At 53.6% G+C, this 11826-nt stretch carries 12 protein-coding genes; all 12 read right to left on the bottom strand.

Annotation, left to right across the window (positions count from 1 at the left end; all coding sequences use genetic code 11):
- Positions 1–228: 228 nt before the first annotated feature.
- Positions 229–996 (bottom strand): tRNA (guanosine(37)-N1)-methyltransferase TrmD, encoded by a 768-nt coding sequence (gene trmD, locus M4I36_RS09775; protein WP_258111527.1) that lies wholly within the window; start codon positions 994–996, stop codon positions 229–231.
- Positions 993–1544, bottom strand: a complete 552-nt coding sequence (gene rimM, locus M4I36_RS09770) for a ribosome maturation factor RimM (protein WP_258111526.1) — start codon at positions 1542–1544, stop codon at positions 993–995. The genes trmD and rimM overlap by 4 nt, the downstream gene beginning before the upstream one ends.
- A gap of 115 nt (positions 1545–1659) precedes the next feature.
- Positions 1660–2082 (bottom strand): YlqD family protein, encoded by a 423-nt coding sequence (locus M4I36_RS09765; protein WP_258111525.1) that lies wholly within the window; start codon positions 2080–2082, stop codon positions 1660–1662.
- Positions 2083–2127: 45 nt separating this feature from the next.
- Positions 2128–2358: a KH domain-containing protein gene (locus tag M4I36_RS09760; RefSeq protein ID WP_258111524.1), complete on the bottom strand. Its 231-nt coding sequence runs from the start codon at positions 2356–2358 to the stop codon at positions 2128–2130.
- Between the two features lie 81 nt (positions 2359–2439).
- Complete coding sequence (rpsP, locus tag M4I36_RS09755; RefSeq protein ID WP_258111523.1) at positions 2440–2712, bottom strand: 30S ribosomal protein S16; 273 nt, start codon at positions 2710–2712, stop codon at positions 2440–2442.
- 17 nt (positions 2713–2729) lie between these two features.
- Positions 2730–4184, bottom strand: a complete 1455-nt coding sequence (gene ffh / locus M4I36_RS09750) for a signal recognition particle protein (protein ID WP_258111522.1) — start codon at positions 4182–4184, stop codon at positions 2730–2732.
- Positions 4177–4569, bottom strand: a complete 393-nt coding sequence (ylxM, locus tag M4I36_RS09745) for a YlxM family DNA-binding protein (RefSeq protein ID WP_258111521.1) — start codon at positions 4567–4569, stop codon at positions 4177–4179. The genes ffh and ylxM overlap by 8 nt, the downstream gene beginning before the upstream one ends.
- 97 nt (positions 4570–4666) lie before the next feature.
- A complete protein-coding gene (ftsY, locus tag M4I36_RS09740; protein WP_258111520.1) occupies positions 4667–5578 on the bottom strand; it encodes a signal recognition particle-docking protein FtsY in 912 nt (303 codons plus the stop codon).
- A 114-nt stretch (positions 5579–5692) separates the two neighbouring features.
- Entirely contained in the window at positions 5693–9265 is a 3573-nt protein-coding gene (gene smc / locus M4I36_RS09735; RefSeq protein WP_258111519.1) for a chromosome segregation protein SMC, read from the bottom strand.
- Position 9266: 1 nt separating this feature from the next.
- Positions 9267–10001 carry a ribonuclease III gene (rnc, locus tag M4I36_RS09730; RefSeq protein WP_258111518.1) on the bottom strand — a complete coding sequence of 245 codons (735 nt, stop codon included), beginning with the start codon at positions 9999–10001 and terminating at the stop codon, positions 9267–9269.
- Positions 10002–10269: 268 nt separating this feature from the next.
- A complete protein-coding gene (gene fabF / locus M4I36_RS09725; RefSeq protein ID WP_258111517.1) occupies positions 10270–11511 on the bottom strand; it encodes a beta-ketoacyl-ACP synthase II in 1242 nt (413 codons plus the stop codon).
- A 77-nt stretch (positions 11512–11588) separates the two neighbouring features.
- Entirely contained in the window at positions 11589–11822 is a 234-nt protein-coding gene (acpP, locus tag M4I36_RS09720; protein WP_258111516.1) for an acyl carrier protein, read from the bottom strand.
- Positions 11823–11826: the final 4 nt, after the last annotated feature.

The following is an 11826-nucleotide window of genomic DNA, read 5'->3' as shown; positions in this document are numbered from 1 at the left end:
GTCTTTCGACTGGTCTTGTCTTCTTCGTTCTTTCGGATGGTGTGCGTGTTTAGTTTTCAAGGGACGCTCGTCTCTTTCCCCTCGCCTCAGGGCTCTTTCGCCCCGCTCCGTGGTGAAGCGACAGCGACTATCTTACCTCGCCCTCGCTCCTTTTGCAAGTCTTTTTTTGTCGAAACGTGATTTTTTATTTCATTTCCCTTGAAATAGTTTTGATTTCAACAGCCTGCGTCATCGCACTTCAATGCCCGCACCTTGAAAATCCCCCGCTTCAAAGAGACGTATCCATTCTCTCTCCACATCGGACAACTCGCGTTGCCGCAATAATTCTGGGCGTTTGGACCACGTTCGGTAGAGAGCGTGCCGATGCCGCCACTCCTCAACCTTGGCATGATTACCACTCATCAAAGTGTCTGGGACAGCAAAGCCGCGATACATCGCCGGACGAGTGAACTGCGGATACTCCAGCAGTCCAGTCTGATGAGATTCCGCCACTAAGGATTGTGCATTGCCAAGAACGCCTGGACGCAATCTGGCGACAGCATCCATCACTGCCATCGCAGCAATCTCGCCACCCGTCAACACAAAGTCTCCCAAAGACAGTTCTTCTGTGGCAAGGTGTGCACGAACGCGATCGTCCACCCCTTCATAGTGCCCACAAATGAGAATCAAGTTGTCCTCCAATGCATACTCTGCCGCAACCGACTGGTTAAAGACTCGCCCTTGCGGTGAGAGAAGGACAATTCGCGCCGTTTCTAACTCAGGAGTTCGGTTCTGCAGAGACTCGACAGCACGAAAGAGCGGGTGCGGTTTGAGCAACATACCAGCATCTCCGCCAAACGGGTAATCATCCACCGTTCTGTGCTTGTCCTCTGCATAGTCACGAAAATTAACCAGTTCTACATGCAATTCGCCTGCCGCCTGCGCTCGCCGCAGAATACTCGAGTGCAGCACACCATCGAACATCTCCGGGAACAGCGTCAGAATGACAATGTTCACGGAGCATCCTCCTCATCGAGAAGGCCTGGTAGAAGGTGAACAGTCATCTCACGCGACTCTATATTGACATCGAGCACACAAGACGGGATGGCTGGTAGTAGCACGTCTTTCGACTGTAGAGGACCACGTACAACGTACACATCATTGGCGCCCGGCTGCAAGACGTCCACAATCTCCCCTACGAGTTGTCCATCCTCCGTCTTGACCGTCAAGTGCAGTAGTTGATGAATGTAGAAGTGGCCCTCGGGGAGCGGATATAGATCCCGTTCGTGAACACACAATTCCATCCCTTTCCACACCTGTGCTTCGTCAACCGTGTCGATTCCTCGAAAGCGCACAACGAGGTACTTGGAGTGCTTACGCGAACCTTCGACGACAATTTCTCGCATGGGTTTTTCACCCGGACGACGCAACCATAGTTTGGAATTCTTAGAAAACCGCCGATCCGGAAAATCTGTCCGCGGGAATACTTTCACTTCTCCCAGCAGAGCGTGCGGACCCACAATAGTTCCAACAGCGTAGTATGGTCCACTGTCCACTTGATTCACATTTTCGCCCCCCAGTCTCTTGTTGTGCACGAACATTCAGGTCCGTGCTCTCGCGACAGCAAAAAGCGGCTCAGCACAACAGCACTGAACCGCATCTTCACATCTGCGGCGGTTCTTATTCCTGAAAAGACTGACCAGCTCGCCGAATATCGATGACAACGCCATCCTTAATGACAATCTCCGAACCAGCAAGCACTTTGGTCCAGTCGTCTCCCACTCGAACATCAATGACCGTTTCCACGTTCATATTCTGAATCTCAGTACCTAATTCCAACTGTTGAATTTGCTGAATGGATTGAATCAACTGCTCACGCTGGTTAAGGCGATTGTTCTTTTCGACTTCGACTTGCTCCCGAACTTGCTTGGCAACTTCTCCACCTTGAGACATCGCTTGCTCAATGGCTGCTTTTCCTTGCTCCTCGATTTGGTCGAGCTCATTCGACAATTGCTCAATTTGTCTCCGTTGTTCGGCAATAATCTCCTGTTTTGCGGTCTCCGTCAAAATAAATTTCACCGCTACCGGTTGACGAATTTCCATTATTATCTAACCTCCATGGCCATCGTATCATCTTTCCATCATCGGTCAGGCTTCAATTTCCAGGGACACTCGTTCTTGTTTTCGATGAGCAGCTGCTAACACAATGCTTCGTAAAGACTTAGCAATCCGTCCTTGGCGTCCGATGACTTTCCCCACGTCATCCGCGTGTACGTGCACAGTGTAAATGGAAGTCTGCCCCTCCAGCCGCGATGTCACCCGCACGTCCTCCGGATGATCCACAATGGATTTGACCAAGAATTCAATCAGCGATTGCACACTCAGCACACCCCATCCACGACTCTGCAGTTTTCGCCAACATCCAAAAGAGACCGGCCAAACAGGCCGACCTCTTCCCGGTTATTTACTTTGACGTGCCTCGTGATGCTTTTTCATGATGCCTGCTTGATGAAACAAGTGACGCACGGTGTCAGACGGCTGTGCCCCTGTAGAGAGCCAATGCAACGCACGCGCTTCATCAATGGTGAACTGCGCCGGGTCTTTCAGAGGATTGTAGGTACCTATCTCCTCAATAAAGCGCCCATCGCGAGGAAATCTCGATTCTGCGACAACCAAGCGATAAAAAGGAGCTTTTTTGGCACCCATTCTCTTCAAACGAATCTTTACTGACATGTCTCCATCCTCCAAATCTACTTTTTGCGTTTTTTGTGGGTTCTTTTCGGAGCCTGTGACCCAGGCGACTCGGTCGGCAGCGAACTGAGCATCGAAGCATCCGGCATAGGCCCAGGAAAGCCTGCACCACCCATGCCTTTCAACGCACCGAGCGCCGAGCGCTTCCCCATCTTCTTTCCAAAGCCAGAAAACTTTTTCATCATTTGCCGCGTCTGCTCAAATTGATTGAGCACCTGATTAACCTCGCGCACCGAAGTACCGCTCCCGATGGCGACGCGGCGGCGCCGACTCGCGTTCATGACATCTGGATGAGCCCGCTCTTCTTTCGTCATGGAGGTGATGATAGCGTCCATCCGAACGAAGCGACGGTCCCCGAGGTCGACCTTGTCAATGCCTTTCATTTTGTTCATACCTGGAATCATCTTTAGCACTTGGTCTAACGGACCGAGGTTGCGCACTTGTTGAAACATGTCCCGGAAATCATCGAGAGTGAAGGATGCAGACCGCATCTTCTGCTCCATCTCTTTCGCCTTTTCCATATCCACGGTCTGTTCTGCCCGCTCAATGAGACTCAGTACGTCCCCCATGCCAAGAATACGCGAAGCCAATCTGTCTGGGTAGAACGGCTGAAGCGGCTCTAGCTTCTCTCCCATGCCCACGTACTTGACTGGGCAACCCGTGACTGCGCGAACGGTGAGTGCCGCACCACCTCGGGAGTCTCCATCCATCTTCGTCAAAATGACGCCCGTGATGTTCAGACGCGCATGAAACGTCTCAGCCACATGCACGGCATCTTGGCCCGTCATCGCATCGACCACGAGCAACACTTCATCGGGATTCACTGCGGCTTTCATGCTTTCCAACTCGGTCATGAGATCTTCGTCGACGTGAAGCCGTCCCGCAGTGTCAATAAGGACGATATCAGCGCCTTGCGCCCGAGCCTCTTCAAGTCCTCTGCGAGCAATGTCTACCGGACGCTCTTGAACACCCAGTTCAAACACCGGCACGTCCGTCTGACTTCCCAAGATTTGCAGTTGCTGAATCGCGGCCGGTCGATAGACGTCTGCCGCCACCAACAAAGGTCGGTGCTCATGCTGCCGGAAGCTCAGTGCCAACTTGGCAATAGCCGTAGTCTTGCCAGCCCCCTGCAACCCCACCAGCATGATGACGGTCGGAGGCTTCGCCGCCATTTTGATTTTCGAAGATTCGCCACCCATTAACTGGGTCAATTCGTCGTTTACAATTTTGACCACTTGCTGGCCGGGGGTCAGGCTGGACTTGACTTCTTCCCCAACCGCACGTTCCTGAACGCGTTGGATGAAGTCGCGAATGACCTTGACGTTGACATCCGCTGCCAAGAGGGCTAGGCGAACTTCGCGCATAGCCATCGAAACGTCTTCTTCCGTCAACTTGCCTTTGGCACGAAGTTTTCCAAGCGCCTTCTGCAGACTGTTCGATAGGGACTCAAACACGGCTGTCACCCCTCTCTCCGGCGTCTAGCAGATGCTGAATTTCACGAATACTCGCTTCCATGCGTTCTTGCAGCAGTGGACTGACAGCACCCTTCACTTCCGCCCAAGTTGCCACCAAATTCTTCGTCCGATCTCGCTGTAACGCATCTGCAAAAACCAGTCCGAGAAGCTCCTCGTAGTGTTCCAACTGATCCGCAACCCGCGCCAATTGGTCGTAAACGGCTTGACGCGAGATGGTCAAATGCTCGCCAATTTCGGCGTAAGACCAATCCTCGAAATAGTGCAATTCAAACATCTGGCGTTGCCTCGGCGTCAACAGAGCAGCGTAAAAATCATACAGCCTAGTCAGCCGTGAAACCTTCTCTATGATATTCGGACTCTCCACCCTTGTCAAGCTCCTCTCCTTGACACAGTACCCGACGAAAACAACATCAAACGGAGCTTCTAGTGCCATTACCGAGGATGAGGGATGTCACGGCGGACTAATTTTTGCAAATACTAGTGGCAAACGCTTCCGCATTAAATGGCTCCAAATCGTCGACCGCTTCCCCAAGCCCAATCCATTTTACTGGAAGCGATAGCTCTCGCTGAATCGACAATACGACCCCACCCTTCGCAGTACCATCCAGCTTTGTCAGGACAATCCCCGTGACGTGCACAACCTCCCCAAACACTTTGGCTTGACTCAATGCATTTTGCCCGGTAGTCCCATCGAGCACAAGCAGAACCTCATGAGGCGCACCCGGCAATTCGCGGGCTGCAACTTTATAAATTTTCGCCAACTCCGCCATCAGATGCTCTTTGTTTTGTAGACGCCCTGCTGTATCGCAGAGAATGACATCGACTTTGCGCGATTTCGCGGCAGCAATCGCATCGTACACCACTGCCGCAGGGTCTGCACCGGGCATATGTCGAACCACATCACAGCCTACGCGCTTCCCCCATTCCACCAATTGTTCGCTCGCTGCAGCTCGAAACGTATCGCCAGCTGCCATCAGTACACTTTTCCCATCATTCTGGAGGGCATGTGCGAGTTTTCCAATCGTGGTCGTCTTACCCGCGCCGTTGACGCCAACGACAAGCACGAGTGTCGGCCCCGTCTCTGCGACATTCATCTCTGTTTTGAGGGAACTCATCTGCTCGACCATGGCACGAATCATCAAATCCGGCAGGCCAGCGGGGTCTGTCAACTTCTGCTCGCGCGCCAATTTACGAACGCGATCCACCAACTGAACACTCGTCTCAAAACCCATATCCGCGCTGAGAAAAGCTTCTTCCATCTCGTCGTAGACGGTGTCGTCCAACTTCCCTGAAGAAAACCAGCGCTCCAAACGCCCAAAAATAGCTCCGCGGCTCTTTTGCAACCCGCGTTTAAACCGGTCGAATAACCCCACACGTACCCCTCCACTCATCCGCAGTTCAGGTGACTTCGACTCGCCAACGCTGTCGTGTCCCTCATCGAAAGGAACGCGCTAAAGAGCGTCAACAAAGTCTTGGCCAGTATCGCCTCACGCCAACTCCATATTCCTGTCATCCGTGAGGCGTACGCTGACGAGCGAAGAAATGCCCGACTGCTGCATGGTCACCCCGTACAGCACATCCGCCGCCTCCATCGTTCCTCGCCGATGCGTAATGACAATAAACTGGGTACTTGCCGCAAACAATTGCAACTGCAAAGCAAATCTCCCTACGTTCGCCTCGTCCAACGCCGCCTCTACTTCGTCCAACACACAAAAGGGCACGGGGCGCACACGCAGAATAGCGAACAACAAGGCCATCGCAGTCAAGGCGCGCTCGCCACCCGAGAGAAGGTTGAGACTCTGAAGCTTTTTTCCGGGAGGCTCAGCATGAACTTCGATGCCAGTTGAGAGAATGTCCTCTGGATTCGTCAGCGACAAATCGGCACGACCGCCTTGAAACAGTTGACGAAACGCAATTTGAAACTCAATGCGTATGCGCTCAAAGGCTTCTTGGAAACGTGCAGACATTTCGCTATCTAAATCATTCAACACTCCCTGCAACTCGGCCTGCGCCTCTTGAATATCGTCTCTCTGTGCGTGTAAAAAGGTCAAGCGTTCCGTCAAACGTGTCCATTCATCAAGGGCCGCCAGCCGCACATCTCCCATGCTTTGAAGCTTACTCCTCCACTCGCGAGCACGTTGACGAGCTGAACTGACGTCAGTGTCCACAGCGACACGTTCCTTAGCCCACTCGTAAGTCATACTGTACTGCTCCCCAAGCCTCTCCAGAGCATGCCGCAGTTCTCCATCTCCGCGCTCCGCGACCACCGCTGCGCGATGCAGCCGATCATCGACCATGCCTACATCGAGACGAAGTCGCGAAACCCGTTCTTCCGCCCGCTTGTAATCGACATCTGCTTCTTGTCTCTGCATCCGAACCGCCTGAATGGCTTCATCGAGACCAGCCGTCTCTCCCTCGATCCGCGAGAGCCGTTCTGCCTGGGAAGCTTCTTCGGACTCAAGGTCTGCCGCGGTCAACTCAAGACGTTCGGCCTCTCTGCCGAGTTCTGCGAGACGGTCTTCGAGGCGCTTCACTCTCAGGTCACACTCAGCTCGCCGTTGCTCGAGAGCCGCTCTCTCTTGGTCTAACCGCGCCAACTCGACCCGGGCGTTTGCCATCTCGGCACGTCTCTCTTGAACCCGAGCGTCAGCTGTCTCCAATTGAACCCGAATCTCCGCCAGGCGCGCCTCTACGTCGACAATCTCTGCCTCTTTGCGAACCATGGCCTGTTGCGCCATCTCGGAGCGGTCATGCGCGGCTCGATTGCCCATCTGAAAGGACTCCATCTCTGCCCGCAAATCTGCTATGCGGTGAGCCACACTGGTCTTTTGAGATTCGAGTTCGCGCAGTTCGAGTTCCAGTTGGTGATTGGCGCTGCGATTCGCCGCCTGCTCGTCTGCAATCTCTTGACTACGCCGCCGCGTTTCCCCAACACGCCGCTGAATTTCTTTTAAAGAAGCGCTCCCTTGCTCGAAGTTTCGACGCTCCACGAGAAGTCGTTCCTCCAATTCGCTGCGCTCCCGAGACCTGCCAAGCAAACCGGGTCCTCTCCGACCTTGACTTCCACCCGACATAACCCCCCCAGGTGCCACCACGTCACCTTCGCGAGTTACAATCCGCAAACGATAGCGAACCGCTTTCGCGATTCGATTGGCAGCCACGAGCGAGTCCGCAACCAACACATTACCAAGCAAATGCCAGAGGACCGATTCATAAGCTTGGTCGACGACAACCAATTCGGCGGCAATTCCGATACAGTCGGGATGAGAACGAGCGGTTCGCTCCTCTTCAGCAGAAATGCGGCGCGGTTTTATGACGTCCAGGGGCATAAAGGTGGCGCGACCGGACTGACGCTGCTTCAGATAGGCAATCGCCGCCCGCGCATCCGCTTCCGAGCCGACCACCAAGTTCTGGAGAGCAGCCCCCAAGCTCGTCTCAATAGCCACTTCAAAAGATGGCTGCACGACCAACAAATTCGCCACGCTGCCGTGAACCCCGTGCAGTCGGCCAGCCTCTACTGCCTGCAAGACGGTCTTTACTCCGAGCGCGTAGCCATCGTAGCCGGACTCTAAGTCTTTTAAAATTTCAATTCGAGACGACAGAGCAGAAAGCTGCGACTCAGCCTTCCGACACATGTCGGAAATACCCTGCTCCTCTGCTGTCTGCAATCGGTAATCTTCAGTCAACTGTTGAGAAACATACTGAAGCCGCTCCGCTTCTTCCGTAAGAACAGCTTGGCGTTTCGTCACGGCCTCCAGCTTCGTCACGACCTGAGCCAGTTGCTCCTCCATATGCACCGTTTGATCCGCTACCCACCGTCGTCTCTCAACGCTACCTTCGATTGACGCCTCAGCGGCTTGCCACTCGCTTTTCGCCGCCGCAACCTCTTGATGTAAAGCGAGGAACGTACGATTCAGACCCGCAAATTCCTGTTCCAACGCCTCTCTACCTGTCGTCTCGGCCTGTTTCGAAAGTTCTTGGACAGCGTTCTGATAGCGCTGCCAATCGCATTCAAGTTGTCCCTGTCTCTCGAAGATTTCTGACCGGTTCGTTGTCCACTCTGCGATTTCGGACAGTATCTCTTGATGCTGGCGAGACCTCTCCTCCATCATAGCGACAGTATGCGCCTTGCGTTCCCTGAGAACCGCCAACTGTCGCAAGGCAACCTGCCGCTGGTCGCTCCAGTCGGCCAACACCGACTGCAGCGACTCAATTCGGGCGGACCGTTCCTCGACACTCGCAAACACTTTACGCGCCGCTTCTTCCGCCTCTTCGAGTGTCGCTACAAGCGTCGCTTTCGCCGCTTCCGCCTCTGTCCGCTCAGCCAAGAGTTGACTTTGGCGAAGCGCCAACGCTTCGATATCCACCATTAACAGTTGCAATTCAACCTCTTTCAAAGCTTGTTCTGCGGCTTGATACTCTCTGGCACGCTCTGCTTCGACAGCTAATGGACCTTCCTCACGTTCCAACTCTGCAACGATGTCTTCCACGCGCGTCAAGTTCGCCGCAGTCTCTTCGAGTCTGCGCTCGGCCTCACGCCGACGAAATTTGAATTTGACGATCCCGGCCGCATCCTCAAATGGGCCACGTCGGTCCTCGGGACGCGTGGACAGCATTTCCTCAATTCGCCCTTGCCCGATAATCGAGTAAGCTTCGCGCCCTAGCCCCGTGTCCATAAACAGTTCATGGACATCTTTTAAGCGGCATGGTTGCCGGTTGATGAAATACTCGCTGTCTCCAGACCGATAGAGGCGGCGAGTCACTGTCACTTCCGAATAACTTAGCGGCAAATGAGCATCTTCGTTGTCCAATGTCAAAGTGACTTCACAGAAGTTGACCCCTCGGCGGGTCTCACTGCCCGCAAAAATGACATCCTCCATCCGGGCCCCACGCAACGACCTCGCACTTTGCTCACCGAGAACCCAACGAACCGCATCCGCAACATTGCTCTTTCCGCTACCATTCGGTCCCACAACAGCCGTGAGGCCTGGTGAGAACTCGAGCGTGGTCTTGTCTGCGAATGACTTGAATCCGCTTAGGTCGAGACGTTTCAAGAACAATTCAATGCCCTCCGTCCGTCGCTTGAACCAAGTGTTCGAACCCCATGCGCGCGGCTTTCTGTTCCGCTTCTTTTTTCGACTTGCCAACGCCTTCGCCGATAACCTCGTCTCGAATCGAGAGCGATACGACGAACTCCCGCGCATGAGCTGGTCCCCGCTCTTCGACCGTGCTATAGCGCAGAACCGCTCCGTGCATGTGTTGCTGGACCCATTCCTGGAGAAGAGTTTTATAATCCGTTCCTGCCACGAGACCATCTAAGTGCGCGATAACATGCCGATATACAAAACCTCGCGCCGCTTCATAGCCCCCATCTAAATAGATGGCCCCTACAAAAGCCTCGAAGACATCCGCGAGAAGTGCTGGCCGATTTCGCCCCCCAGAGCGTTCCTCGCCACGTCCAAGGCGAATATAACGCTCAAAACCTAATCGTTGAGCGAATCCGACCAACGACGGTTCGCAGACGATGCTCGCCCGCATTCGCGTCAATTGCCCCTCTAATAAATCCGGATACTTTTGGTACAAGTAGTCACTAACGATGAGTTCTAAGACAGCATCGCCCAAAAATTCGAGCCTTTCATTGTCTCCCATATGCAGTCGACGATGCTCATTTCGAAACGAAGCATGAGTAAACGCTTGGCGAAGTAGCGCCACATTTCGAAAAGTCACTCCGCATAGTTCCAAGAGCGGGGAGAATTTTACATCCCAACGAGACTCCGTTGTCTCTTTTTCAGGCATTTTCAGCACTCCAGACCAGACGGTAAGGAATGAACACCAGTCTGCCAACGAGGTCACAGCTTCCGTCAGCCGACAATCCCGGAACAGAAATGATCATTCCTTACCATCCAGACAAATTTTTGGTTCTTCATGTTCCAACCCAACGCCCGAAGGCAGGGCATCAGCTCACCGCCCTCAGGCACTCATTTCGTGAGGGACATGACATGGTTGTTGGGAACCACAGCCGCCCTCCGAAAACGTTCACAACGCAAATACTATAAAGTGAAAATCAGTTCGGAGTGTACTGGCGAAGAAGAATGGACGCATTGTGTCCACCAAATCCAAAGGAGTTGGACATGGCGACTTTGACATCCAGGTGACGCGCACGGTTCGGGACATAATCGAGATCACATTCCTCATCCGGGGTTTCGTAATTAATGGTGGGCGGCACCATGCCGGTGAGCAAAGTTTTCACGGTGGCCACTGCTTCCACGCCCCCAGCGGCGCCGAGCAAGTGCCCCGTCATAGACTTGATGGAACTTAGGCAAAACCGATATGCATGTTCTCCAAACACGGATTTAACGGCTAGCGTCTCCAGTTTGTCGTTTAAATCCGTCGACGTCCCGTGAGCATTGATGTAGTCAACCATCGTCGGTTCCAGTCCAGCGTCGTTCAGTGCCGACTGCATAGCGAGCGACGCTCCGCGACCACTGGGCTCTGGCGCTGTCAGATGATAAGCATCTGCCGACAGTCCGTAGCCGACGACTTCCGCCAAAATCCTCGCATTGCGCGCAATGGCAGCATCGAGCGATTCTAAAACTACCACTCCAGCACCTTCGCCCATGACAAATCCGTCTCGATTGCGGTCGAATGGCCGACTCGCCCTCTCCGGGTGGTCATTGTGGGTGGACAGGGCTTTCATATTTGAGAATCCGGCAAGAGCCAAATCACAAATGGTCGCTTCTGCACCGCCACAAATCATGGCATCCGCGTCCCCACGAGCGATAATTTTAAACGCATCCCCGACGGCGTGCGTTCCTGTCGCACACGCGGACACAGGCGCCAAATTAGGTCCCATTGCCCCAGTCATCATCGAGATGTAGCCTGATGCCATGTTCGAAATCATCATTGGAACCAAAAACGGGGACACCCGCTTCGGACCGCGTTCTATGAGCAGTGTATGATTTTCCAGCATCGTTTGAAGTCCGCCAATTCCGGACCCAATGTAGACACCGACACGAGCTCTGTTCTCCTCAGTGATTTTCAGTCCCGAGTGCAGGAGCGCTTCCATTGCGGCGCCCACCGCATACTGAGCATAGAGGTCGATTCGCCGCACTTCTTTCTTATCCATGTACTTTTCCGGTTCATATCCTTTGACCTGACCGGCAATCCGCACAGGATAATCCGACACGTCAAATCGGTCTATCGGCACAATTCCCGACTTTCCGCTTAATAGGTTCTCCCAAAATGTTTCCACATCATTCCCTATGGGAGTTACTGCTCCCAGTCCAGTCACCACAACTCGCCGCAACGTATTGCCACCTCCCTGATACGACAGAAAGCCCCGGCAATCGCACGGGGACTCCGATTTGAGCCAGAAACTCGTGACTATTGGTGGGAGGAGATGTAATTTACCACGTCACCCACAGAAACAATTTTCTCCGCATCCTCATCCGAGATTTCCATATCAAACTCGTCTTCTAATTCCATGATAAGTTCAACCACATCCAGAGAGTCTGCCCCCAAGTCTTCTTTGAACGTTGCCTCCGGTGCGACCTTAGACGCGTCGACACCAAGACGGTCGACAATGATTGTCTTTACTCGATCAAAAACTTCAGACATGCTA

It is taken from the genome of Alicyclobacillus sp. SP_1 (genome assembly GCF_024706985.1).
Classification (GTDB): domain Bacteria; phylum Bacillota; class Bacilli; order Alicyclobacillales; family Alicyclobacillaceae; genus Alicyclobacillus_I.
Note: the sequence above shows the minus strand (reverse complement) of the source record. Positions and strands in the feature narration are given on the sequence as shown.

Coding starts and splice junctions, on each gene's coding strand:
- rpsP (WP_258111523.1), bottom strand. CDS start 2,712: ATGTCAGTAAAGATTCGTTTGAAGAGAATGGGTGCCAAAAAAGCTCCT.
- rnc (WP_258111518.1), bottom strand. CDS start 10,001: ATGCCTGAAAAAGAGACAACGGAGTCTCGTTGGGATGTAAAATTCTCC.
- M4I36_RS09765 (WP_258111525.1), bottom strand. CDS start 2,082: ATGGAAATTCGTCAACCGGTAGCGGTGAAATTTATTTTGACGGAGACC.
- acpP (WP_258111516.1), bottom strand. CDS start 11,822: ATGTCTGAAGTTTTTGATCGAGTAAAGACAATCATTGTCGACCGTCTT.